The sequence below is a fragment of the Pseudomonas abietaniphila genome (assembly GCF_900100795.1).
Taxonomy (GTDB): Bacteria; Pseudomonadota; Gammaproteobacteria; order Pseudomonadales; family Pseudomonadaceae; genus Aquipseudomonas; species Aquipseudomonas abietaniphila.
Genome location: NZ_FNCO01000004.1, coordinates 39,325 through 63,888 on the forward strand (window position 1 = coordinate 39,325; position 24,564 = coordinate 63,888).

General features: G+C 58.6%; 18 protein-coding genes and 1 pseudogene. 16 read left to right on the forward strand and 3 right to left on the reverse strand.

Translation table 11 applies throughout. The features are described 5' to 3' along the window. Nucleotides 1-227: 227 nt before the first annotated feature. The 11 genes from BLS87_RS09350 (at nucleotide 228) to BLS87_RS09400 (ending at nucleotide 13,907) form a co-directional block, all read left to right on the forward strand. Nucleotides 228-2,600, forward strand: coding sequence for an LPS-assembly protein LptD (locus tag BLS87_RS09350; protein WP_425262213.1), 2,373 nt, complete (start codon nucleotides 228-230; stop codon nucleotides 2,598-2,600). Continuing rightward, entirely contained in the window at nucleotides 2,581-3,903 is a 1,323-nt protein-coding gene (locus BLS87_RS09355) for a peptidylprolyl isomerase (protein ID WP_074752222.1), read from the forward strand. Before BLS87_RS09350 ends, BLS87_RS09355 begins: the two co-directional genes overlap by 20 nt. Next, nucleotides 3,900-4,889, forward strand: a complete 990-nt coding sequence (gene pdxA, locus BLS87_RS09360; protein ID WP_074752223.1) for a 4-hydroxythreonine-4-phosphate dehydrogenase PdxA — start codon at nucleotides 3,900-3,902, stop codon at nucleotides 4,887-4,889. The genes BLS87_RS09355 and pdxA overlap by 4 nt, the downstream gene beginning before the upstream one ends. After that, nucleotides 4,886-5,692, forward strand: a complete 807-nt coding sequence (gene rsmA, locus BLS87_RS09365; RefSeq protein WP_074752224.1) for a 16S rRNA (adenine(1518)-N(6)/adenine(1519)-N(6))-dimethyltransferase RsmA — start codon at nucleotides 4,886-4,888, stop codon at nucleotides 5,690-5,692. The genes pdxA and rsmA overlap by 4 nt, the downstream gene beginning before the upstream one ends. A gap of 118 nt (nucleotides 5,693-5,810) precedes the next feature. Next, nucleotides 5,811-6,191, forward strand: coding sequence for a Co2+/Mg2+ efflux protein ApaG (gene apaG / locus BLS87_RS09370; protein WP_074752225.1), 381 nt, complete (start codon nucleotides 5,811-5,813; stop codon nucleotides 6,189-6,191). Further along, entirely contained in the window at nucleotides 6,191-7,072 is an 882-nt protein-coding gene (locus tag BLS87_RS09375; RefSeq protein ID WP_074752226.1) for a symmetrical bis(5'-nucleosyl)-tetraphosphatase, read from the forward strand. Before apaG ends, BLS87_RS09375 begins: the two co-directional genes overlap by 1 nt. A gap of 55 nt (nucleotides 7,073-7,127) precedes the next feature. Then, entirely contained in the window at nucleotides 7,128-7,448 is a 321-nt protein-coding gene (glpE, locus tag BLS87_RS09380; protein ID WP_062385210.1) for a thiosulfate sulfurtransferase GlpE, read from the forward strand. 287 nt (nucleotides 7,449-7,735) lie between these two features. Next, entirely contained in the window at nucleotides 7,736-9,658 is a 1,923-nt protein-coding gene (locus BLS87_RS09385; protein WP_074752227.1) for a PrkA family serine protein kinase, read from the forward strand. A 117-nt stretch (nucleotides 9,659-9,775) separates the two neighbouring features. Further along, on the forward strand, nucleotides 9,776-11,047 hold the full coding sequence (locus BLS87_RS09390) for a YeaH/YhbH family protein (protein WP_074752228.1): 1,272 nt from the start codon (nucleotides 9,776-9,778) through the stop codon (nucleotides 11,045-11,047). After that, nucleotides 11,044-12,606 (forward strand): SpoVR family protein, encoded by a 1,563-nt coding sequence (locus BLS87_RS09395; RefSeq protein WP_074752229.1) that lies wholly within the window; start codon nucleotides 11,044-11,046, stop codon nucleotides 12,604-12,606. The genes BLS87_RS09390 and BLS87_RS09395 overlap by 4 nt, the downstream gene beginning before the upstream one ends. A gap of 71 nt (nucleotides 12,607-12,677) precedes the next feature. Further along, nucleotides 12,678-13,907: a multifunctional CCA addition/repair protein gene (locus BLS87_RS09400; protein WP_074752230.1), complete on the forward strand. Its 1,230-nt coding sequence runs from the start codon at nucleotides 12,678-12,680 to the stop codon at nucleotides 13,905-13,907. Nucleotides 13,908-14,038: 131 nt separating this feature from the next. Here the strand turns inward: BLS87_RS09400 and folK are convergent, their stop codons facing one another. Both folK and folB read right to left on the reverse strand, forming a co-directional pair. Next, entirely contained in the window at nucleotides 14,039-14,566 is a 528-nt protein-coding gene (gene folK / locus BLS87_RS09405) for a 2-amino-4-hydroxy-6-hydroxymethyldihydropteridine diphosphokinase (RefSeq protein WP_074752231.1), read from the reverse strand. Beyond that, entirely contained in the window at nucleotides 14,557-14,910 is a 354-nt protein-coding gene (gene folB, locus BLS87_RS09410) for a dihydroneopterin aldolase (protein WP_074752232.1), read from the reverse strand. Before folB ends, folK begins: the two co-directional genes overlap by 10 nt. Nucleotides 14,911-14,984: 74 nt before the next feature. Here folB and plsY point away from each other — a divergent pair, with 74 nt between their 5' ends. Next, the gene (plsY, locus tag BLS87_RS09415) at nucleotides 14,985-15,554 is read left to right on the forward strand and encodes a glycerol-3-phosphate 1-O-acyltransferase PlsY (RefSeq protein ID WP_074752233.1); all 570 of its coding nucleotides are present in this window, start codon (nucleotides 14,985-14,987) and stop codon (nucleotides 15,552-15,554) included. A gap of 54 nt (nucleotides 15,555-15,608) precedes the next feature. Here plsY and tsaD read toward each other — a convergent pair whose 3' ends face one another. Next, nucleotides 15,609-16,634 carry a tRNA (adenosine(37)-N6)-threonylcarbamoyltransferase complex transferase subunit TsaD gene (gene tsaD, locus BLS87_RS09420; RefSeq protein ID WP_074752517.1) on the reverse strand — a complete coding sequence of 342 codons (1,026 nt, stop codon included), beginning with the start codon at nucleotides 16,632-16,634 and terminating at the stop codon, nucleotides 15,609-15,611. Between the two features lie 196 nt (nucleotides 16,635-16,830). Between tsaD and rpsU the strand changes: the two genes are divergently transcribed. The 4 genes and pseudogenes from rpsU to BLS87_RS09440 all read left to right on the forward strand — a co-directional run. Continuing rightward, a complete protein-coding gene (rpsU, locus tag BLS87_RS09425) occupies nucleotides 16,831-17,046 on the forward strand; it encodes a 30S ribosomal protein S21 (RefSeq protein WP_002551877.1) in 216 nt (71 codons plus the stop codon). Between the two features lie 246 nt (nucleotides 17,047-17,292). Then, complete coding sequence (gene dnaG, locus BLS87_RS09430; RefSeq protein WP_074752234.1) at nucleotides 17,293-19,263, forward strand: DNA primase; 1,971 nt, start codon at nucleotides 17,293-17,295, stop codon at nucleotides 19,261-19,263. A gap of 67 nt (nucleotides 19,264-19,330) precedes the next feature. Continuing rightward, nucleotides 19,331-21,175, forward strand: coding sequence for an RNA polymerase sigma factor RpoD (gene rpoD, locus BLS87_RS09435; protein ID WP_074752235.1), 1,845 nt, complete (start codon nucleotides 19,331-19,333; stop codon nucleotides 21,173-21,175). 423 nt (nucleotides 21,176-21,598) lie between these two features. Continuing rightward, nucleotides 21,599-24,556 (forward strand): annotated as a pseudogene (locus BLS87_RS09440) (sensor domain-containing protein); the annotation flags it as partial. Between the last annotated feature and the right edge of the window lie 8 nt (nucleotides 24,557-24,564).

The window sequence follows — 24,564 nt, forward strand, 5'->3', positions numbered from 1 at the left end:
TGTCGTCCAACACCAGCACGGCGACTGAAGGCACGACCACGACCGAAAGCGGTGAGGTCGTGCCCAAAACGATGCTCGTCACCGAAGCCAAAGGCCGTGGTCTGAAATCGCGCAGTGCCGACTACAGTCACCTGGACTGGGTTCCGCGCGAGAAGCTGACCGCTGCCCAACTGGCAGAAACCGGTCCGTACTGCTCCGGCGCCTACATCGAGCCGATACGTCCGGGCATGGACGACAAGACCGCGAAGAGCGACGCACCGACCTTCATCGGCGCCAAGGCTTCGCGTTATCAGCAGGAAGAACAGATTGCGACCCTGGCCGGTGACGTCGTCATGCGCCAAGGCAGCATGCAGGTCGAATCCGAAGAAGCGAGCCTGCACCAGGCTGAAAACCGTGGCGAGCTGAACGGCAATGTCCGTCTGCGCGACAACGGCGCGCTGATCGTCGGTGACCACGCCGAAGTCCAGCTGGACACCGGTGAGGCGAAGGTCGACAACGCCGAATACGTGCTGCACAAATCCAACGTGCGCGGTAACGCGCTGTACGCTCGCCGTGCAGAGAACGCGATCATCCGTTTGAAGGACGGTACGTACACCACGTGCGAACCGAGCAGCAACGCCTGGACGGTGAAGGGCAACAACATCACCCTGAACCCGGCCACCGGTTTCGGTACCGCGACCAACGCGACCCTGCGTGTTCACGACATCCCGGTTCTCTACACGCCGTACATCTATTTCCCGATCGACGACCGTCGCCAGTCCGGCTTCCTGCCTCCGACCATCGGTGCCAGCAGCGACACCGGCTTCTCGTTGCTCACCCCGTACTACTTCAACCTGGCGCCAAACTACGACGCCACGTTGTACCCGACGTACATGGCCAAACGTGGTCTGTTGCTTGAAGGCGAGTTCCGTTACCTGACCAAGAGCAGTGAAGGTCAGTTCGGTGCGGCTTACCTGAATGACGACGACGATGATCGCAAGCTGCAGTCTGACTACAAAGACACCCGCTGGATGATCAACTGGCAAAACCGCAGTGGGCTGGATGAGCGCCTGACTGCGCACGTCGACTACACCAAGGTCAGCGACCCCTACTACTTCCAGGATCTCAAAAGTGGTCAGGAAGGCGTCAGCACTCATGATTACCTGAATCAGCAAGGTGATCTGACGTATCGCGGCGACGGCTACGTCGCCCGCCTGAATGCTCAGCAGTACCAATTGACCACGGTGACTCAAATCACGCCGTACGGTCGCCTGCCACAACTGACTCTGGATGGAACCCTTCCATTTCGTCCAGGTGGCCTGAAGTTTGATTACAACACTGAGCTGGTTCGCTTTGATCGCGATCTGCGTACCGGTAGCTATACCGACGAAGATGGTATTTCGAGCACCCGCCTGGACAACAACATTTTCGGCCTCGCGCGCGCCACCGGCGACAGACTGAATCTGGCACCGTCGATCAGCCTGCCGCTGACCGCGAGCTATGGTTACGTCACGCCGAAGCTCAAGTATGTCTACACCAAGTACGATCTTGATCTGGACGGACGAGGAAAAGCGGATCTCCTCACTGCAACGAACCAGATTGCGGGCTATCAGCAGAATTTCGACAGCGGCGTAGACAGGTCGATCCCAGTCCTCAGCGTTGACAGCGGCCTGTATTTCGACCGCAACACCAACTGGTTCGGCAAGGATTACCGCCAGACGTTGGAACCACGCCTGTACTACCTGTATGTGCCTAATAAAGACCAGAACGACATCCCGATTTTCGACACGGGTGAAACAACGTTCGATTACGCCTCGCTGTTCCGCGACAACCGCTTCGTCGGTTCCGACCGTATCGGCGACGAAAACAAACTGTCGCTGGGCGTGACCAACCGCTGGATCGAAGACAACGGTTTCGAACGTCAGCGTTTCAGCATTGGTCAGGCGCTGTACTTCGCGGACCGCAAGGTGCAGTTGCCGGGTATCGCCTACGAAGATCGTAAAGACGCTCAGTCTGATGTGTCTCCGTATGCACTGGAATACGAATACCGCTTCAACCGAGACTGGCGTGCAACGTCGACCTTTAACTGGGATCCGGACAGCCGCAGCACCCGTTCCGGCAGCGCGATGTTCCACTACCAGCCTGAAGATGAGCCGGGCAAAGTGTTCAACGCCGGCTATCGCTATCGTAACGACCAGGTTCGCTACGACCAGACCACTGGTCGGTGGAGTGTCGGTGGTGGTGATGCGGTCCTTCCGGACGGCTCCATCATCAAGGACTACTACAAGATCCAGCAGCATGACTTCTCGGTCATCTGGCCGGTCGTTCCGCAGTGGAGCGCCATTGCTCGCTGGCAATATGACTACAACCGCGACCGTACCCTCGAAGCCTTTGGTGGTTTTGAATACGACAACTGCTGCTGGAAGCTGCGTCTGATCAACCGTTACTGGGTCGACTACGACGAATCCACTCAAGAAGTGGCGCAGAACGAAAAAGGCGACCGCGGCATCTTCCTGCAAATCGTGTTGAAGGGGCTTGGTGGCGTCGTTGGCCAAAAAGTTGAAAGCTTCCTCGACAAAGGCATCCAAGGTTATCGTGAACGTGAAGACCAAGCTTTCTGATTGTCTGCGCCCGCTGATGCTGGGCGCGCTACTCATCGGTACCGTGGCGCACGCTGAAGTGCGCTCCATCGACAAGGTTGTAGCCATCGTCGACAACGACGTGGTGATGCAAAGCCAGCTCGACCAGCGCACCCGTGAAGTTCAGCAAACCATCGCCAAGCGTGGGCAAGGCGTTCCGCCTGCCAGCGCTCTGGAGTCGCAGGTTCTGGATCGCCTGATCCTGGAAAACCTGCAACTGCAGATCGGCGAGCGCTCCGGCATCCGCATTACCGATGAAGAGTTGAACCAGGCGGTCGGCACCATTGCTCAACGCAACAACATGAGCATCGACCAGTTCAAAGCGGCACTGGCGCACGACGGTCTGTCGTACAACAGCGCACGCGAACAGATTCGTCGGGAAATGATCATCAGCCGCGTGCGTCAGCGCCGCGTTGCCGAGCGCATTCAGGTGTCGGACCAGGAAGTGAAGAACTTCCTGGCGTCGGACCTGGGCAAGGCGCAGTTCTCCGAAGAATTTCACCTGGCGAACATCCTGGTTCCAACGCCTGACAGTGCGACCTCGGACCAGATCCAGGCGGCCGCCGTCAAAGCCAAGGACATCTACGGCAAGCTGCAGCAAGGTGCGAATTTCGAGCAGCTCGCAATCTCCTCCTCGGCCAGCGAAAGCGCCCTGGACGGCGGTGACATGGGCTGGCGTAAAGCCGCTCAATTGCCTCCACCGTTCGGTGACATGCTGAGCTCGATGAGCCCGGGCCAGGTGACGCCGCCTGCGCGCACTCCGGGCGGCTTCATCATTCTCAAATTGCTGGAAAAACGCGGTGGCGAGAATCAGACCCAAATGCGCGACGAAGTTCATGTTCGTCACATCCTGATCAAGCCAAGCGAAATCCGCAGCGAAGCCGAAACCAAGCTGCTTGCACAGCGCATCTACGATCGCATCCAGAACGGCGAAGACTTCGGTGAACTGGCGAAGAATTTCTCTGAAGATCCGGGCTCGGCGCTCAACGGCGGCGACATGAACTGGGTTGATCCTCGTTCGCTGGTACCTGAATTCCGCGACGTCATGAACGAGACACCTCAGGGTGTCGTATCCAAGCCGTTCCAGACTCAGTTTGGCTGGCACGTGCTGGAAGTCCTGGGCCGTCGCGCAACCGACAGCACCAGCCAGGCGCGTGAGCAACAAGCGATGACCGTACTGCGTAACCGCAAATACGACGAAGAGCTTCAAACCTGGCTGCGTCAGATCCGCGACGAAGCGTACGTTGAAATCAAGCTTCCTGGCGCTGACCAGGCTGCCAAGTGAAACCCAAGCGTTTCGCCCTGACACCCGGTGAGCCCGCTGGCATTGGTCCTGACCTTTGCCTGCTGCTCGCCGAGCAGTCCCAGCCCCACCCCCTGATTGCCATCACCAGTTGCGACCTGCTCAACGAGCGGGCCGCGCAGCTGGGTGTGGCCGTCCGCCTGATTCCCGTCACGCCAGACGCCTGGCCTGATACGCCTGCACCTGCGGCAAGCCTGTATGTCTGGGATACCCCGCTGCAGGCGCCTGTCGTTGCCGGGCAACTGAACAAAGCCAATGGCGCGTTCGTGCTGGAAACCCTGACCCGTGCGGGCCAAGGCTGCATGGACGGTCACTTCGCCGGCATGATCACAGCCCCCGTACACAAGGGCGTGATCAACGAGAGCGGGATTGCGTTTTCGGGCCACACCGAATTCCTGGCTGATTTGACCCAAACACAGCAGGTGGTGATGATGCTCGCCACCGGTGATCTGCGCGTGGCGTTGGTGACCACTCACCTCCCCCTGCGTGACGTCGCTGACGCCATCACGCCTGAGCGTATCGAACGCGTGACCCGCATCCTGCATGCAGATCTGGTCAACAAGTTCGGGATTGCTCACCCACGGATTCTGGTCTGCGGACTGAATCCGCACGCGGGCGAAAGCGGCCATCTGGGCCGCGAAGAAATCGACATCATCGAACCTACCCTTGAGCGTCTGCGCAGCGATGGTCTGGATTTGCGCGGCCCGCTGCCTGCCGACACACTTTTTACCCCCAAATATCTGGAGCACTGCGACGCAGTGCTGGCGATGTACCACGACCAAGGCCTGCCCGTACTGAAGTACAAAGGCTTCGGCGCCGCCGTCAACGTGACCCTTGGCCTGCCGATCATTCGCACCTCCGTGGACCACGGCACTGCGCTGGATCTGGCGGGCAGCGGCAAGATCGACACCGGCAGCCTCAAGGTCGCGCTGCAAACCGCCTACCAGATGGCCGAGACCCATCAATGACTGAGCAATACCAACACAAGGCGCGCAAGCGCTTCGGCCAGAACTTCCTGCACGACGCTGGCGTGATCGACAAGATCCTGCGCTCCATCCGCGCCAAGGCCGAAGACCGCATGCTGGAAATCGGCCCGGGCCAGGGCGCCCTGACCGAAGGCCTGCTGAGCAGCGGCGCGCAACTGGACGTGGTGGAACTGGACAAGGATCTGGTACCGATCCTCATGCAGCAGTTCAGCGCCATGCCGAATTTCAACCTGCATCAGGGCGACGCATTGAAGTTCGACTTCACCCGCCTCAACGCAGCCCCTGGCAGCCTGCGCGTCGTCGGCAACCTGCCTTACAACATCTCAACGCCGCTGATTTTCCATCTTTTGCAGAATGCACACCTCATCCGTGACATGCACTTCATGCTGCAAAAGGAAGTGGTCGAGCGCCTGGCCGCAGGCCCTGGCGGTGGTGACTGGGGCCGCCTGTCGATCATGGTTCAGTACCACTGCCGCGTGGAGCACCTGTTCAATGTCGGTCCTGGCGCGTTCAACCCGCCGCCAAAAGTCGACTCGGCCATTGTCCGACTCGTTCCGCACCAAACGCTGCCTCACCCTGCCAAGGACCATCGCGTCCTGGAGCGGCTCGTGCGCGAAGCCTTCAACCAGCGTCGCAAGACCTTGCGCAATACCCTGAAGGCCCTGCTCACCAGCGATGAAATCGCTGAGGCAGGCGTGGATGGCAGCCTGCGTCCCGAGCAGCTGGACCTGGCCGCGTTCGTCCGCCTGGCTGACACACTCACCGAGAAGCCTGTCGTCGGCTAGTGCCTCAGGACACGGGGCGGGCCAAGGAGCCATTGGTTTTTTACCCGCCACATGTCCTAGACTGAGTCCTCACCGGGCTTTTCCGGCTTTTTCCGCTTTCGCTTTTAAGGCCTCATGCATGTCCGATCCTCGTTATCAGGTCGACGTCAGCGTCGTCACCCGCTTCCTTGCAGCACAATCGCAGCCTGAGCAAAACCGCTTTGCCTTCGCCTACACCGTCACTGTGCATAACAACGGCGAGATACCGGCCAAGCTGTTGTCGCGCCACTGGGTGATCACCGACGGTGACGGCCATGTCGAAGAGGTTCGCGGCGAAGGCGTGGTCGGCCAGCAACCGCTGATTCAGGCGGGACAAAGCCACACGTACAGCAGCGGTACGGTCATGACCACCAAGGTCGGCAACATGCAGGGCAGCTATCAGATGCTGGCCGAAGACGGCAAACGCTTCGACGCGATCATTGCCCCGTTCCGCCTGGCGGTGCCGGGGGCGCTTCACTGATGACGGTCTATGCGGTCGGCGATCTGCAAGGTTGCCTTGAACCTCTGAAATGCCTGCTTCAGCGCGTGTCCTTTCAACCGGACAAAGACACACTTTGGTTGGTGGGCGATCTTGTCAACCGCGGCCCGCAATCGCTGGAAACATTGCGTTTTCTCTACGCGATGCGCGATTCGGTGGTGTGTGTGCTGGGCAATCACGACCTGCACCTGCTCGCTGCCGGCCGAAACATCGAGCGTTTGAAAAAAGGTGACACGCTGCGGGAAATTCTTGAAGCCCCGGACGCCAACGAGCTGCTCGACTGGCTGCGCCAACAGAAACTCCTGCATTACGACGCCCAGCGCGACATCGCCTTGGTGCACGCCGGCATCCCGCCACAGTGGACGCTCAAGAAAGCGCTGCGCTGTGCCGAGGAAGTCGAAGAAGCGCTGCGCGACGACAACCTGTTCGAGCCTTTTCTCGACGGGATGTATGGCAACGAGCCTGCCAAATGGGACAAGGACCTTCACGGCGTCACCCGATTACGCGTGATCACCAATTACTTCACGCGCATGCGCTTCTGCACCGTTGACGGCAAGCTGGACCTCAAAAGCAAGGAAGGCCTGGACAGTGCGCCTGCCGGGTATGCCCCCTGGTTTAGCCACAAGGATCGCAAGACCAAGGGCCTGAATATCATTTTCGGGCATTGGGCCGCGCTGGAAGGCCGCTGCAATGAGCCTGGGGTCTATGCGCTCGACACGGGCTGTGTCTGGGGCAACGTCATGACCCTGCTCAACGTCGATACCCGGGAGCTGATTCGTTGCGACTGCGACGAGCGCGGCAATCTCGCCCCGTCAACATCCAGCAACCCAAGCGCTAGCGACCCCGCCGCTGCCCAGCGTTAGAATCCCCTTTTCGTTCTCGACAGTCCGAGAACCCAACGGCCCAGGAGCCCACGCCATGACCGACTTCAAACGCATTCCGCCGGAGCAGGCCCAGGCCCTGCGTGAACAAGGCGCTGTGCTGGTCGACGTTCGCGACGCACAGACTTTCGCCAGCAATCACATCCCGGATTCGCACCATCTGGACAACCATTCCATTGCCGACTTCATCCGCAATGCCGACCTCGACAAACCGCTCGTCGTTGTCTGCTATCACGGCAACTCCAGCCAGAGCGCAGCAGCCTATCTTGTAGGTCAGGGCTTCTCTGAGGTCTACAGCATGGATGGCGGATTCGAGCTGTGGAAAAACACTTTCCCGAGCGAAACTGCGCAAGGCTGATCGAAAAATATTTTTTCGGTACGCGAGGCCGCGTTCTACGCGGCCTCGCGCGTCCAACTGACGAACGGTCCCCCTTCATTCATACGCCTTCCTTCTTTCTGTGTGCGAATCCGAACTATCCTTAGCCTCAGGCCATCCGAATCAGGGGAGAGCCGGTACACCGGCGCGTGGGTCATCGGTAGCTACTTTTATGGTGTTTGGGGGGTAATGGTTTCTGAGTGATCAGAGGCCAGCCAGCATCGACTGACGATCCGCCGCCGGCTCCACGTATCGAGCGAGGTGACGTCATGAGTATTTTTAGCCACTTCCAACAACGCTTTGAATCGACACGCCAGGAAGAGCTCTCGCTACAGGAGTACTTGGAGCTCTGCAAAACCGACCGCAGTGCATACGCCTCTGCCGCAGAACGTCTTCTGATGGCCATCGGCGAGCCTGAGTTGTTCGACACCTCGACCAATTCCCGGCTGTCCAGAATCTTCTCCAACAAGGTCATTCGGCGCTATCCGGCGTTCGAGGATTTCCATGGCATGGAGGACTGCATCGAGCAAATCGTCTCGTACTTCCGCCACGCCGCCCAAGGCCTGGAAGAGAAGAAACAGATCCTTTACCTGCTCGGCCCCGTAGGCGGCGGCAAGTCGTCCCTGGCTGAAAAACTCAAACAGCTTGTTGAAAAAATACCTTTCTACGCCATCAAGGGCTCCCCGGTTTTCGAATCGCCCTTGGGCCTGTTCAAACCTACCGAAGACGGGACGATCCTCGAAGAGGACTACGGCATTCCGCGCCGCTACCTCAACACCATCATGTCGCCATGGGCGACCAAACGTCTGGCCGAGTTCGGGGGCGATATCAGCCAGTTCAAGGTGGTGAAACTCTATCCGTCGATCCTCAATCAGATTGCGGTGGCCAAGACCGAGCCGGGTGACGAGAACAACCAGGATATTTCGGCACTGGTCGGTAAGGTCGATATCCGCAAACTCGAGGAATACCCACAGAACGACGCCGATGCCTACAGCTATTCTGGCGCGCTGTGCCGGGCCAACCAGGGCCTGATGGAGTTCGTGGAGATGTTCAAGGCGCCGATCAAGGTCTTGCACCCACTGCTCACCGCGACTCAGGAAGGCAACTACAACAGTACCGAAGGCCTTGGGGCGATTCCGTTCACCGGCATTTTGCTGGCCCACTCCAACGAATCGGAATGGCACAGCTTCCGCAACAACAAGAACAACGAAGCCTTCATCGACCGTATCTACATCGTGAAGGTGCCGTATTGCTTGCGGGTCAGTGACGAGATCAAGATCTACGACAAACTGCTGTTCAACAGCTCGCTGGCCAAAGCGCACTGTGCGCCTGACACCTTGAAAATGCTGGCGCAGTTCACGGTCCTGTCGCGGCTTAAAGAACCCGAGAATTCCAACATCTATTCGAAGATGCGGGTGTACGACGGCGAGAACCTCAAAGACACCGACCCGAAAGCCAAGTCGATTCAGGAGTATCGCGACAGTGCGGGCGTCGACGAAGGCATGAACGGTTTGTCCACCCGGTTTGCATTCAAGATCCTGTCCAAGGTCTTCAACTTTGATCCGCACGAGATTGCCGCCAACCCGGTTCACCTGCTTTATGTGCTGGAGCAACAGATCGAGCAGGAGCAATTCCAGGCCGAGACCCGTGAGCGTTACCTGCGCTTCATCAAGGAATACCTCGCGCCGCGTTATATCGAGTTTATTGGCAAGGAAATCCAGACGGCGTACCTGGAGTCGTACAGTGAATACGGCCAGAACATCTTCGACCGCTATGTGCTGTATGCGGATTTCTGGATTCAGGATCAGGAATACCGCGATCCGGAAACCGGCGAGATCCTTAATCGCGTCGCGCTGAATGAAGAACTGGAGAAAATCGAGAAGCCGGCCGGCATCAGTAACCCGAAAGACTTCCGCAACGAAATCGTCAATTTCGTGCTGCGTGCCCGCGCCAACAATAACGGCAAAAACCCGACCTGGCTCAGCTACGAGAAGCTGCGCGTGGTGATCGAGAAGAAAATGTTCTCCAACACCGAGGATCTGCTGCCGGTTATCAGCTTCAACGCCAAAGCCAGCAAAGAGGACCAACAGAAACACAACGACTTCGTCACCCGAATGGTCGAGCGGGGCTACACCGACAAACAGGTACGCTTGCTCTCCGAGTGGTATCTGCGGGTCCGTAAATCCCAATAAAGCAGCTGTGAGCTACAAGTTTCAAGCGGCAAGCTGAACGGGTCAGCGTTTGAATGCCTGGTCCGAATCAGCTTGCAGCTTGTGGCTGATTTTTTCTTGTAGCTGCCCGGAGGGCCTATGAGCTATGTGATCGACCGACGTCTCAACGGCAAGAACAAGAGCACGGTAAATCGGCAGCGCTTTTTGCGCCGCTACCGTGACCACATCAAGAAAGCAGTCGAAGAAGCAGTCAGCCGCCGCTCCATCACCGACATGGAGCATGGCGAACAGATCAGCATTCCCGGACGCGACATCGACGAACCGGTGCTGCACCATGGGCGGGGCGGCAAACAGACCGTCGTTCACCCGGGCAACAAAGAATTCACCTCGGGCGAACACATCGCCCGCCCACAGGGGGGCAGCGGAGGAAAAGGCCCCGGCAAAGCGAGTAATTCCGGCGAAGGCATGGACGAGTTCGTCTTCCAGATCACTCAGGAGGAATTCCTTGAATTCATGTTCGAGGACCTGGAACTCCCCAACCTGGTCAAACGCAACCTGAGCGGCACCGACACCTTCAAGACCGTGCGCGCGGGCATCAGCAACGAAGGCAACCCGTCGCGCATCAACATCATCCGTACCCTGCGTTCGGCACACGCGCGCCGCATTGCCTTGTCCGGCAGCAGCCGCGCCAAGCTACGGGAGGTGCTCGCGGAACTTGAGCGCCTTAAACGCGAAGAACCCGACAATTTCGGCGATATTCAAGAGTTGGAAGTGGAAGCGCAGCGCCTGCAGGCGCGCATCAAACGCGTGCCTTATCTGGACACCTTCGACCTCAAATACAACCTGCTGGTCAAGCAACCCAATCCCAGTTCAAAAGCGGTCATGTTCTGCCTGATGGACGTCTCTGGCTCGATGACGCAAGCCACCAAGGACATCGCCAAACGCTTCTTCATCCTGTTGTATCTGTTCCTGAAGCGGAACTACGACAAGATCGAAGTCGTGTTCATCCGTCACCACACCAGCGCCAGGGAAGTCGACGAGGAGGAGTTTTTCTATTCCCGCGAAACCGGCGGCACCATCGTCTCCAGCGCATTGAAACTGATGCAGGAAATCATGGCCGAGCGTTACCCCACCAACGAGTGGAATATCTATGCGGCCCAAGCATCGGATGGCGACAACTGGAACGACGACTCCCCCATCTGCCGGGACATTCTGATCAAACAGATCATGCCGTTCGTGCAGTACTACACTTACGTCGAGATCACCCCGCGCGAACATCAGGCGCTGTGGTTCGAATACGAGCGCATCGGTGAAGCCTTCGCCGACACGTTCGCCCAGCAACAGCTGGTCTCTGCCGGTGATATTTATCCGGTATTCCGTGAACTCTTCCAGCGCAGGTTAGTGACATGACCGCTAGAGAGCAGAAGCGCCAACCTCTATCCACGGGTTCAGAGTGGACGTTCGAGCTGATCCAGGCCTATGACCGGGAGATCAGCCGTATTGCCGAACGTTACGCGCTGGACACCTACCCTAATCAGATCGAGGTGATCACCGCCGAGCAGATGATGGACGCGTATGCGTCGGTGGGCATGCCGCTGGGGTATCACCATTGGTCCTACGGCAAGCACTTCCTGAGCACGGAAAAATCCTACTCTCGCGGTCAGATGGGCCTGGCCTACGAAATCGTCATCAACTCCGACCCGTGCATCGCCTACCTGATGGAAGAAAACACCATCTGCATGCAGGCACTGGTGGTGGCGCATGCTTGCTATGGCCACAACAGCTTCTTCAAAGGCAATTACCTGTTTCGCACCTGGACTGACGCCAGCTCGATCATCGATTACCTGGTGTTCGCCAAGCAGTACATCATGCAGTGCGAAGAGCGCCATGGCATCGACGCCGTCGAGGATTTGCTCGACTCCTGCCACGCGCTGATGAACTACGGCGTTGACCGCTACAAACGCCCTTATCCCATTTCGGCCGAAGAGGAACGCCGTCGCCAGAAGGACCGGGAAGAACACCTGCAAAAGCAGATCAATGACCTGTGGCGCACCATTCCGAAGAACGCCAGCAAGAACGACAAGGAGGACTACGCCCGTTTCCCTGCCGAACCTCAGGAAAACATCCTTTACTTCATCGAGAAACACGCCCCGTTACTGGAGCCTTGGCAGCGCGAAGTCGTGCGGATCGTGCGCAAGATCGCCCAGTATTTTTATCCCCAGCGTCAGACGCAGGTCATGAACGAGGGTTGGGCAACCTTCTGGCACTACACACTGATGAACGACCTGTACGACGAAGGCCTGGTCACTGACGGATTCATGCTTGAGTTCCTGCAGTCCCATACCAGCGTAGTGTTCCAGCCCGGATTCGACAGCCCGTACTACAGCGGCATCAACCCCTACACACTGGGTTTTGCCATGTATCAGGACATTCGGCGGATGTGCGAACACCCGACCGAAGAAGATCATCGCTGGTTCCCGGACTTGGCGGGCACCGATTGGCTCACGGCGGTAAAGTTTGCGATGAGCAGCTTCAAGGACGAGAGTTTTATCCTGCAATACTTGTCGCCGAAGGTCATCCGCGACCTGAAATTGTTCAGCATTCTGGACGATGACCAGAAAGACGATTTGCTGGTCCCGGCGATCCATGACGAAACGGGCTACCGAATCATTCGTGAAACGCTGGCCGCGCAGTACAACCTGGGCAACCGTGAACCGAACGTGCAGATCTACAGCATCGACCGCCGTGGCGATCGCTCGCTGACCCTGCGCCATCAACAACACGACCGCAAACCCTTGGGCGACTCCACTGACGAGGTCCTCAAACACCTGCACCGCTTGTGGGGTTTTGACATTCATCTTGAAACGCTGCAAGGCGATCAGATCATGAAGACCCACCACGTGCCACCGAGAAGCGAACACGCTGACAGTGAATATCCCCGCCTCGATCTGGCCGTCGTTCACCTCTGACCGATAAAGCGATTACCACCTCCGCAAGCGCGACTTAAGGTTTATCCTGTCGCGCTTACGGAGGTTTTTTTATGCAGATCTATAAAGTTGGCGGGGCCGTTCGTGATCGCCTGCTTGGCAAACCTGTCGCGGATACCGACTGGGTGGTGGTGGGCGCGACGACCGACGAAATGATGATCAAGGGCTATCGCCCGGTCGGGACGGATTTTCCGGTGTTTCTGCATCCCCTCACCGGCGAGGAATACGCGCTGGCCCGCACGGAGCGCAAGACAGGACGAGGCTACGGCGGCTTTGTGTTTCACACCGACCCGGACGTCACCCTCGAAGAGGACCTGATCCGGCGTGACCTGACGATCAATGCGATTGCGGAAGACAAACAAGGTCATCTGACCGATCCTTATCATGGTCAACGGGACCTCGAAGCACGCATTTTGCGCCATGTTTCTCCGGCGTTTGCCGAAGATCCCCTGCGTGTGCTGCGCGTTGCCCGCTTCGCTGCCCGCTACGCGCCTGACGGCTTCACCATTGCGCCTGAAACCATGGCACTGATGCGCCAACTCAGCGCATCCGGCGAACTTGAGGCCCTGACGCCCGAGCGCAGCTGGAAGGAAATTTCCCGCGCACTGATGGAGCGCGAACCTCAGGTGTTCATCGAGGTGCTGCGCGAATGCGGCGCGCTAAATGTCCTGATGCCGGAGGTCGATGCGCTGTTTGGGGTACCTCAACCGCAAGCGCACCACCCGGAGATCGATACGGGCCTGCACGTTCTGAGCGTCCTGCATCAAGCCGCTCTTCATCACCAGCCATTAAGCGTGCGCTGGGCGTGCCTGCTGCACGATCTGGGCAAAGGCCTGACGCCGGAAGAAGAATGGCCTCGTCATATCGCCCATGAACACAAAGGGCTGAAGGCCATCAAGGCCGTGAACCTGCGGTTCAAAGTGCCAAGGGATTGCCAGGAACTGGCGCTGTTGGTCGGCCAGTACCACACGCACGGGCATCGCGCTCTAGAGCTAAAGCCCTCAACGTTGCTCGATTTGCTGCAGACGTTTGACGTTTACCGCCGCCCGCAACGGTTCGAAGAGTTTATCGTCGCCTGCGAAATGGACGCCCGAGGCCGCAAAGGCTTTGAAAACCGGAGTTACCCACAGGCCGAATATTTGCGCGGCGCAGCCGAAGCGGCGCGAAAAGTCGCGGTGCAGCCGTTGCTGGATCAGGGCTATCAGGGACAGGAACTGGGCGAGGCACTAAAGCGTGAGCGGCTCGACACGTTGATGGTTTATAAGGCGTCGTATCAGGGTTAAACGCATCAATCACGCCGGACGTTCTTTCCTGTGGGAGCGAATTTATACGCGAAGGTTTATCAGGCGACACACACGTGTCGGATGCACCGGCCTCTCGCGAATAAATTCGCTCCCACAAACGCTCCGTGCTCTCAAATCGGCGCCAGCAGCGAATCGGGCGTCAATTGCGCTCCGCGCCATTCAAAAGCAACCGGCCAGAGCTTCTGATCAATCTGCGCCTCGGCCCACAGCTGCTGAAAGGGCACACCGACCGCAGGATGCAGACGCTCGGGCGCAATCAACGACAGCGGCCAGAGCACAAAGGCGTTTTTCAGGATTTCGGCGCGCGGCAATACCAGACCATCGAAATTGCCCACCTGTTCGTCGTACAGCAGCACGTCGATGTCCAGCGGCAAGCCCTTACGATCCGGCGCATAGCGACCGTTGTCAGCCTCAATGAATTTCAGTCGACGGTCCAGTTCGATCAATGGCAGGTCGGTCAGGGCAGACACCGCCAGATTGAAAAACGGCCCGCTCTTGATGCCCACCGGGTGACTTTCGAACACCGGCGAACAGGTCATGTCGGTCAGGAAACCGGCCAACGCCTCCAGCCCGGCGCACAAGTGCCGCTCCCGGTCGATATTGCTGCCCAGACCCAGGAAAATTCGTGTCAGCGGCATCCGCGCTCGATCTCCACACCCACGCCCTTGGCCGCTGGCACGGCTCCCGGTTTGGTCAGTTTGAGGTGCAGCCAGGGAATGTTGAACTCGCTCATCAGCACTTCGGCCAGACGCTCGGCGAATGTTTCGACCAACTGGTACTGCGCCGCTTCGGCAAAGGCCTGGATGCGAGCGGAAACGCTGGCATAGTCGAGCGCCTTGCTCAGGTCATCACCCGCCGCGGCCGGCCGATTGTCCCAGGCAAAACTCAGGTCCAGACGCAAGCACTGGCGAATGCCGCGCTCCCAGTCGTAGGCGCCAATCACCGTATCGACTTCCAGACCCTCAATGAAAACTCTGTCCAAGCCTTTCTCTCCGTTACACGACAAGGGCGCGATGCGCCGTTAGAATCAAGGCATCCTCGCCCGGAATGGTTAGCATGTTTTGGTTACTGGCGTTCCTCGCCTACCTGCTCGGCTCGCTGTCGTTTGCCATCCTGCTCAGCCGCATCACCGGGAGCCCGGACCCGCGTGCCAGCGGCTCGGGCAACGCTGGCGCGACGAACATGCTGCGCCTGGCCGGCAAGAAGCTCGCTATCCTGACCCTGATCGGTGACGTCTGCAAAGGCCTGATCCCCGTGCTGATCGCCAGCGGGATCGGGCTCGACCCTCGCGAACAAGCCTGGATCGGGCTCTGCGCAGTCCTCGGCCATCTCTTTCCGCTGTACTTCCGTTTCCGGGGCGGCAAAGGCGTAGCGACCGCGGCCGGCATGCTGCTGGGTTTGTACCCGCCCGCCGCCCTCCTGGCGATTGCTGCATGGCTGCTGACGTTCTACCTGACCCGCACCAGCTCACTGGCTTCGCTGATCGCCACTCCGCTGACCCTGCCGCTTCTCGCTTGGCAAGAGCCTCACGCGCTGCTGCCCATGACCCTGCTGACGCTGCTGATTGTCTGGCGTCATCGCGGCAATCTACGCGACCTGTTTGCCGGGCGCGAACGGCATTTCTGAATGCAAAAGATGAAAAAGGCTCAACCGAGCCTTTTTCATCACACGAAACCCACCTTACAGACCCGGCAATTGCTCCATCGGCCAGCGAGCCTGCACGCTGATGCTCAGGCCTTCCTTCTGACCCGCCTGCAACCGCTGGCAACCGGCAAACGCGATCATCGCGCCGTTATCGGTACAGAACTCCGGACGCGCGTAGTAAACGTTGCCGCCCAGACCGCTCAGCATCTTCTCCAGCGATTCACGCAATGCCTTGTTTGCACTCACGCCACCGGCGATCACCAGTCGCTTCATGCCAGCTTGCTTCAACGCACGCTTGCACTTGATGGTCAGAGTCTCCACCACCGCTTCCTGGAAGGCCAGCGAGATGTCGCAACGGGTTTGCTCACCGTCGTCCCCAGCGCTCTGGCACTGCTGCCAAGTGTTCAGGGCAAAGGTTTTCAAGCCGCTGAAACTGAAATCCAGCCCAGGACGATCCGTCATCGGGCGCGGGAACGTGAAACGCCCCGGAACGCCTTTAACCGCCAGACGGGAAATTTCAGGACCTCCAGGATAATTCAGGCCCATCATCTTGGCGGTCTTGTCGAACGCCTCACCAGCCGCATCATCCAGCGTCTCGCCCAACAGCTCATAAAGACCGATCCCGTCGACCCGAACCAGCTGGGTGTGACCGCCCGACACCAACAAGGCGACGAACGGAAACTCGGGCGGCTGCTCCTCCAGCATCGGGGCCAGAAGATGACCTTCCATGTGGTGAACGCCGAGGGCGGGAATGTCCCAGGCAAATGCCAGCGCCTGGGCGCAGGAAGCGCCTACCAGCAGCGCGCCGACAAGGCCAGGACCCGCCGTGTACGCGATCGCGTCGATCTCGGTCACGGCACAGTCGGCCTCGGCAAGCACCTGACGAATCAAGGGCAGCATGCGTTTTACGTGGTCGCGGGACGCAAGTTCAGGCACCACGCCACCATAGACCCGGTGCAGGTCGATCTGGCTGAACAATGCATCGGCAAGCAGGCCGCGTTCGCTGTCGTACAGCGCAACGCCGGTCTCGTCACAGGAGGTTTCCAATCCCAGTACTAGCATGGGGTACGCCTTGTAGAGGCCAAATTCGAAGGCGCGCATAATAGTCGCCGCTCATCCCTGCGACCAGCGGTTTTCGATCAGAGGCTTTGCATTCCTCGCGGCGAGGGGTTAACATCCGCAACCCTTAAAAACCGACGTACTTAGTGCAAGCGTTGCACGAGGCGTTGACCCCGGTAATGAATGAAGGTAGCTCTGGATGCCAGCCGTCAAAGTTAAAGAGAACGAACCCTTCGACGTAGCTCTGCGTCGTTTCAAGCGCTCCTGCGAAAAAGCCGGTGTTCTGGCTGAAGTTCGTAGCCGCGAATTTTACGAGAAGCCGACTTCTGAGCGTAAGCGTAAAGCAGCTGCTGCTGTTAAGCGTCACGCCAAGAAAGTTCAGCGCGAACAGCGCCGCGCCGTTCGTCTGTATTAATACAGACGTCTGTCGCAAGCTTCTGCCTCGCCCGGCCCCAAAGCCGGGCTGCCGGCAGTTGCAGTTTTAGCCTCAAGCAGCATAGACAGAGGCTGTCGACGCCGCAGATGCGACCGAGACACACCCCGTCGAACTCTTCCAGCCTGATTCAGGCCGCGTTGACCCGTCTACACTGACCAAGCAACCGTCGTTACGCTTTGGATTCGCCACGATCTTTCTGGCGGGGCGCCTGATGATGAGAACGCCATGGCCGGACTGATTCCCCAAGGTTTTATTGACGACCTTCTGAACCGCACCGACATCGTCGATGTTGTCAGCTCACGCGTTCAATTAAAGAAAACCGGCAAGAACTTCAGTGCGTGCTGTCCTTTCCACAAGGAAAAGACACCGTCGTTCAGCGTCAGCCCGGATAAACAGTTCTACTACTGCTTCGGTTGCGGCGCAGGCGGAAACGCCCTCGGCTTCATCATGGATCACGACAACCTGGATTTCCCCCAGGCCGTCGAAGACCTTGCGAAAGCCGCTGGCATGGAAGTGCCTCGCGAACAGGGCGTCAAAGGCCAAAAGCCAAGACAACCCACGGATTCGCCGCTTTACCCACTGCTCACAGCCGCCGCCGATTTTTACCGCGCCGCGCTGAAAAGCCACCCGACGCGTAAGTCGGCCGTGGATTACCTGAAGGGCCGCGGCCTTTCCGGCGAAATTGCCCGCGACTTCGGCCTGGGGTTCGCCCCGCCCGGCTGGGACAATCTCTACAAACACTTGAGCAGCGACACCCTTCAGCAGAAAGCCATGATCGATGCCGGCTTGCTGATCGAAAATGCCGAAACCGGCAAACGTTATGACCGCTTCCGCGACCGAGTGATGTTTCCCATCCGCGACAGCCGTGGTCGAGTCATCGCCTTTGGTGGTCGCGTACTGGGTGATGACAAACCGAAATACCTGAATTCGCCGGAGACACCGGTCTTTCATAAAGGCCAGGAGCTTTACGGCCTGTTCGAGGCGCGCAAACACAACCGCAACCTTGACGAGATCATCGTTGTCGAAGGCTACATGGACGTCATCGCTCTCGCGCAGCAAGGCCTGCGCAACGCCGTGGCAACCTTGGGCACCGCGACCAGCGAAGAACATTTGAAACGTCTGTTTCGTGTCGTACCGAACGTGCTGTTCTGTTTCGACGGTGATCAGGCGGGCCGCAACGCTGCCTGGCGTGCGCTGGAAGCAACGCTTTCCAGCCTGCAGGATGGCCGACGTGCCCGGTTTCTGTTTCTGCCGGAAGGCGAAGACCCGGACACACTGGTTCGCGCCGAAGGCACGGATGCCTTCAAGGCGAGGATCAACCAGCATGCACAACCGCTGGCTGATTATTTCTTTGAGCAACTGACCAAAGAAGCCGATCCGCGCTCGCTGGAAGGCAAGGCGCACATGGTGACGCTGGCAGCGCCGCTGATCGAAAAAGTGCCAGGGGCCAACCTGCGTGAACTGATGCGCCGCCGTCTGAAGGAGATTACCGGCCTGGACACGGCAGCCGTGAACCAGTTGGTGCAGAGCGCACCAGCCGAGGCGCCGCCCGCCTACGATCCAGGTTTCGACTACGATTCAGTGCCGGACTACAGCGACTACCAACCGCATGACGCGTACGAAGCCCAGCAAGAGTGGACGCCAAAAGCGCCCGGCGGTCAGCAGAAAAAATGGGAAAACAAGCCTTGGGAGAAAGGCAAGAAATGGGACAGGAACGGCAAGCGGCCCGACTTTGAACCCCGGGCACCCCGCACACCGGCAACGGTTGAGCCACCGACACTGACCGCACTCAGGACCTTACTGCATCACCCTGAGCTGTCGCAGAAGGTGGAAGATGCCAGCCATTTTGCAGCCGAAGACAACGTTTACTCGCAACTGCTTGTCGCATTGCTCGAAGCGCTGCAAAAAAATCCCAAGCTGCGATCGCTGCAATTGATCGCTCGCTGGCACGGGACCGATCAAGGACGATTATTAAGACAACTGGCGGAAAAGGAATGGCTGATCTCGGCCGATAACCTTGAACAACAGTTTTTCGACACTATAACTAGCTTGTCCGCCCGCCAACGCGAGCGAAGCCTGGATCAATTGATCAGGAAGGAACGGCAGACAGGGTTGAGCGCAGATGAAAAAGTTCAGCTTCTCAACCTGTTAAATCGCAAAGTTCCTGCACAAACCCCGACCTCAACTGGCGCGTGAGGTCCTAGCTCGGGTATAATCCTCGGCTTGTTTTTTGCCCGCCAAGACCTTCAGTGGATAGGGTGTTATGTCCGGAAAAGCGCAACAGCAGTCTCGCCTCAAAGAGTTGATCAGCCGTGGTCGTGAGCAGGGTTACCTGACTTACGCGGAGGTCAACGACCACCTGCCGGAGGATATTTCAGATCCGGAACAGGTGGAAGACATCATCCGCATGATTAACGACATGGGGATCAACGTATTCGAGAGTGCTCCGGATGCGGACGCCCTTCTGTTGGCCGAAGCTGACACTGACGAAGCGGCCGCTGAAGAAGCAGCCGCAGCGTTGGCGGCAGTCGAAACCGACATCGGTCGCACGACAGACCCGGTGCGCATGTATATGCGCGAAATGGGTACGGTCGAGCTTCTGACACGTGAAGGCGAGATCGAAATCGCCAAACGTATCGAAGAAGGCATCCGTGAAGTGATGGGCGCTATCGCGCACTTCCCGGGCACGGTCGAGCACATTCTCTCCGAATACACTCGGGTTACCACCGAAGGTGGTCGCCTGTCCGACGTTCTGAGCGGCTATATCGACCCGGACGACGGCATTGCGCCGCCAGCCGAAGTCCCTCCGCCGATCGATCAGAAAGCCGAAAAGGCTGACGCCGCGGACGATGACGACGAAGAGTCGGACAGCGATGACGAGGAAGAGGCCGAAAGCGGTCCGGACCCTGTCGTGGCTGCCCAGCGCTTCGGTGCCGTTTCCGATCAGATGGCAATCACCCTCAAGGCCCTGAAAAAGCACGGTCGTGGCAGCAAGCAGGCCAACGAAGAGCTTCTGGCTCTGGCCGAGCTGTTCATGCCGATCAAACTGGTTCCAAAACAGTTTGAAGGCCTGGTCGAGCGTGTTCGCAGCGCCCTGGAGCGTCTGCGTGCACAAGAGCGTGCCATCATGCAGCTGTGTGTACGTGATGCACGCATGCCGCGCGCCGACTTCCTGCGCCAGTTCCCGGGTAACGAAGTCGATCAGAGCTGGACCGACGCACTGGCCAAAGGCAAAAGCAAATACGCTGAAGCCATTGGTCGCCTGCAAGCCGACATTCAACGTTGCCAGCAGAAGCTGACAGCGCTGGAAGAAGAAACCGGCTTGACCGTCCTGGAAATCAAGGACATCAACCGTCGCATGTCGATCGGTGAGGCCAAGGCCCGCCGTGCGAAGAAAGAGATGGTTGAAGCGAACCTGCGTCTGGTGATCTCGATCGCCAAGAAGTACACCAACCGCGGCCTGCAATTCCTCGATCTGATCCAGGAAGGCAACATCGGCCTGATGAAAGCGGTGGACAAGTTCGAATACCGTCGTGGTTACAAGTTCTCGACCTATGCCACCTGGTGGATCCGTCAGGCGATCACTCGCTCGATCGCCGACCAGGCCCGCACCATCCGTATTCCGGTGCACATGATCGAGACGATCAACAAGCTCAACCGTATTTCCCGCCAGATGCTGCAGGAAATGGGTCGTGAACCGACGCCGGAAGAGCTGGGCGAACGCATGGAAATGCCTGAGGATAAAATCCGCAAGGTATTGAAGATCGCAAAAGAGCCGATCTCCATGGAAACCCCGATCGGTGACGACGAAGATTCGCACCTGGGTGACTTCATCGAAGACTCGACCATGCAGTCGCCAATCGATGTCGCCACTGTTGAAAGCTTGAAAGAAGCGACGCGCGAAGTGCTCTCGGGCCTCACCGCCCGCGAAGCCAAGGTTCTGCGCATGCGTTTCGGTATCGACATGAATACTGACCACACCCTTGAGGAAGTCGGTAAGCAGTTCGATGTAACCCGTGAGCGTATCCGTCAGATCGAAGCCAAGGCGCTGCGCAAGCTGCGTCACCCGACCCGAAGCGAACATCTGCGTTCGTTCCTGGACGAGTAAGCGAAAAACGCGTCAACCAAAACCCCCGGCCCTGCCGGGGGTTTTGCGTTTTAAAGAATAAGATTTCGGCAGTGTGCCACCTTCCTCCAGCCCGACTACACTCGACTCATTCTCACCATTGAAACTATTGAGGCTGCCATGTTTTGGATGCCGGCCATTGTTTTCTTGTGCTTGATGGGGTCGACAAACGTCGACGCTCAGGTTCTTCCCCAAGGGGAAACGACCTCGCAGGGCATGCATGAGAAATCAATGCAGAGTACGGATGCTGCACCGCCCGACATCGAACACCCAGGCGACGCCCGTGCACAGGAGGCCTCTGAGGATCACCTTCCGACCATCAGCGGTCATTTGTACGCTCCAGCGAGCGAACTCCCGCAAACGTCTACCGATGCACCCCCTTTTACCTCGCCGGAACCTCTGCGTTTTTGGCGCGATTTCCTGCTCTACGGCCTGCCCGGCCTGCTGTTGCTGTCTTCGATCCTGGCGGTTGTCGTGCGCATCAACCGGCGCCTCAGCTCGGAAATCTCACGACGCGTCGCACTCGAACAGGAACTTCGCAGCAGCGAGTATCACTATCGCGGCATGATCGAGAGCCTGTCGGCCATTGCCTGGGAAGCCAACACGCACGACTACTCCTATAACTACGTTTCCCCGCACGCCGAGAACCTGCTCGGCTACCCGCTGCACCAATGGCGCCGATCGGGCTTCTGGCGCAGCATCGTGCATCAGGCCGATCTGGAGCGGGCTGAAACCTACTGCGACCAGCAAACAAGACTGGGCAACGATCACAGCGTGGATTACCGGGTGATCAGCGCCGACGGACGAGTGGTCTGGGTGCGGGACATCGTCAGCCTCATCACCTATGGCCGCGAGCCTGTCATGCGCGGATTGATGATCGACATCAGCGAGGCCAAGCAAACCGAAGAAGCCTTGCGCCTGTCTGAAGGCAAATTTGCCTCCGTGTTCGCTCAATGCCCGGACATCCTGGTGATCGCGCGGCTGTCCGATGGCTGCTTTCTGGAAGCCAACCAGGCCTTCGTCGAGCAGATCGGCCTGTCCGCCAGCGAAATCATCGGGAAGACCCCGAGCGAACTGAATATCTGGGGAATTCCGGACATCGGGCCAAGCCTGCTGCAGCGCCTGCAAAAGGGCAGCATCCGCAACCTGGAGATGCCGTTCCGGCGCAATAACGGACAGACGTTTACTGGCCTGTTATCGGCGGAGCCTTTCGATCTGGACTCAACGCCGGCGCTCGTCGTGGTCGTGCGCGACATCACCCCGCTCAAGGAAGCCCAGCAGCAACTGCAGATGTCCGAGGAGAAGTTCGCCAAAGCGTTTCACTCCTCCCCCGACGGCCTGTTGATTACCCGGCAAAGCGACGGCTTGCTGGTGGAAGTCAACGATGGCTTCAGCCGTATCACCGGTTATCACAGCGCGCTTTCACTGGACCGCACGACGCTGGACCTGGGCATCTGGGTCGACCTGAACGAGCGTCAGCAGTTGCTCGAGCAACTGAATCGCGACGGGTTCGTTAAAGACTTCACCAGCCATATTCGTCGCAGGGACGGGCAAATCAGGCTGTGCGAAATTTCATCGCGACCGCTGCCGATTGGCGGTGAAGATTGCATGCTGACCATCGCTCGGGACATCACTGAACGGCACCAGATGCAGGAGAAGCTGCAACTGGCGGCCACGGTGTTCGAGAGCACCGCTGAGGGTGTCTTGATCACCGATACTCGCCAGCGCATCAACGCGGTCAACCGGGCCTTCAGTGAGATCACGGGTTATAGCGAAGGTGAAGCGATCGGTGAAACCCCTCGCCTGCTCGCCTCGGGTCTGCACGACAGCGCGTTCTATGCCGCCATGTGGTATCAGCTGACGGCCGAAGGCCATTGGCAGGGCGAGATCAGTAATCGACGCAAGAACGGCGAAATCTACCCGAGCTGGCTGACCATCAGCGCTGTACGTAATCGCGACAAGTTCATCACCCACTTCGTCGCGGTGTTCGCCGACATCTCCAGCCTCAAGCAGGCTCAGGCGCGACTGGATTACCAGGCCCACCACGACCCACTGACCGGTCTGCCAAACCGCACCCTGTTCGAAAGCCGCTTGCACGCCGCACTCAGCCATTGCAAAGAGGCCAAGAGCCTCGGCGCCGTACTGTTCCTGGACCTCGACCGGTTCAAGCACATCAACGACAGCCTCGGCCATCCGGTCGGCGACTTGCTGCTCAAGGGCATTGCTCAGCGGCTGAAGGAAAACCTGCGGGATATCGACACGGTTGCGCGGTTGGGCGGCGATGAATTCATCATTCTTCTGCCCGGCCTTCAAACGGCAGGCGATGCCGATGTCATCGCCACCAAACTGCTGAACAGCTTCTCGGCGCCATTTCAGGCCGGGGAGCACGAGTTCTTCATCAGCACCAGCATCGGCACGGCGCTGTTCCCCACCGACGGAGCAGACGTCGCGACGCTGATCAAGAATGCCGACGCCGCTATGTACCGCTCCAAGGCCAAAGGCCGTAATCGCGTCGAGAACTACACCCGGGACTTGACCGCCCAGGCCAGTGAACGCATCGCCCTGGAGCACGAGCTGCGCCGGGCGATCGAGCGCAATGAATTCACGCTGTCCTACCAACCGAAGGTCAGCCTGCTGACACAACGGTTGGTCGGTGCGGAGGCTCTGATTCGCTGGACTCACCCCACGTTCGGAGAAGTCCCACCGGAACGCTTCATTCCTCTGGCGGAAGAGAACGGCATGATCCTGCAGATCGGCGAGTGGGTGCTCGAAATGGCCTGCCAGCAGCTGCATCAGTGGAACCAGCGGTATGACGTGTTCGGGTCACTGTCTGTAAACCTCGCAGGGGCACAGCTGCGCCAACCCAATCTGGTCACGCGCATCGAGCAACTGCTGACTCAATACGAGCTCCAGCCGGGCTGCCTGCAACTGGAGATCACCGAAAACTTCATCATGTCGCAAACCGAGGAAGCCCTGTCGGTGTTGCATCGCCTTAAAAAGCTCGGCGTGCAACTGGCGATCGACGATTTCGGCACAGGCTACTCGTCACTGAGCTACCTCAAACGCTTGCCACTGGACATCCTCAAGATCGACCAGTCATTCGTACGCGGCCTCCCCGACGACCCTCACGACGCCGCCATCGTTCGCGCCATCATCGCCCTGGGCCGCAGCATGCAACTGACCGTCATCGCCGAAGGCGTGGAGAACCTCGAACAGCAGCGATTCCTGGCCGATGAAGGCTGCGAACAGATCCAGGGCTACATCGTCAGCCTGCCCCTGCGCCCCGAAGAATTCTGCGCGACGTTTCTTCGTATAACGGTTTCGGACTTTTCGGATAGCACAGCTCGGAAACCATCGTTATAATCCGCCGC

What these genes read in the sequence shown, in the direction of transcription:
- rpsU (WP_002551877.1), top strand. Translation starts at nt 16,831, where the DNA reads ATGCCAGCCGTCAAAGTTAAAGAGAACGAACCCTTCGACGTAGCTCTG.
- rsmA (WP_074752224.1), top strand. Translation starts at nt 4,886, where the DNA reads ATGACTGAGCAATACCAACACAAGGCGCGCAAGCGCTTCGGCCAGAAC.
- glpE (WP_062385210.1), top strand. Translation starts at nt 7,128, where the DNA reads ATGACCGACTTCAAACGCATTCCGCCGGAGCAGGCCCAGGCCCTGCGT.
- BLS87_RS09350 (WP_425262213.1), top strand. Translation starts at nt 228, where the DNA reads ATGGACGACAAGACCGCGAAGAGCGACGCACCGACCTTCATCGGCGCC.
- BLS87_RS09400 (WP_074752230.1), top strand. Translation starts at nt 12,678, where the DNA reads ATGCAGATCTATAAAGTTGGCGGGGCCGTTCGTGATCGCCTGCTTGGC.
- folK (WP_074752231.1), bottom strand. Translation starts at nt 14,566, where the DNA reads ATGCCGCTGACACGAATTTTCCTGGGTCTGGGCAGCAATATCGACCGG.
- BLS87_RS09395 (WP_074752229.1), top strand. Translation starts at nt 11,044, where the DNA reads ATGACCGCTAGAGAGCAGAAGCGCCAACCTCTATCCACGGGTTCAGAG.
- tsaD (WP_074752517.1), bottom strand. Translation starts at nt 16,634, where the DNA reads ATGCTAGTACTGGGATTGGAAACCTCCTGTGACGAGACCGGCGTTGCG.
- dnaG (WP_074752234.1), top strand. Translation starts at nt 17,293, where the DNA reads ATGGCCGGACTGATTCCCCAAGGTTTTATTGACGACCTTCTGAACCGC.
- plsY (WP_074752233.1), top strand. Translation starts at nt 14,985, where the DNA reads ATGTTTTGGTTACTGGCGTTCCTCGCCTACCTGCTCGGCTCGCTGTCG.
- BLS87_RS09375 (WP_074752226.1), top strand. Translation starts at nt 6,191, where the DNA reads ATGACGGTCTATGCGGTCGGCGATCTGCAAGGTTGCCTTGAACCTCTG.
- rpoD (WP_074752235.1), top strand. Translation starts at nt 19,331, where the DNA reads ATGTCCGGAAAAGCGCAACAGCAGTCTCGCCTCAAAGAGTTGATCAGC.
- BLS87_RS09385 (WP_074752227.1), top strand. Translation starts at nt 7,736, where the DNA reads ATGAGTATTTTTAGCCACTTCCAACAACGCTTTGAATCGACACGCCAG.
- apaG (WP_074752225.1), top strand. Translation starts at nt 5,811, where the DNA reads ATGTCCGATCCTCGTTATCAGGTCGACGTCAGCGTCGTCACCCGCTTC.
- BLS87_RS09390 (WP_074752228.1), top strand. Translation starts at nt 9,776, where the DNA reads ATGAGCTATGTGATCGACCGACGTCTCAACGGCAAGAACAAGAGCACG.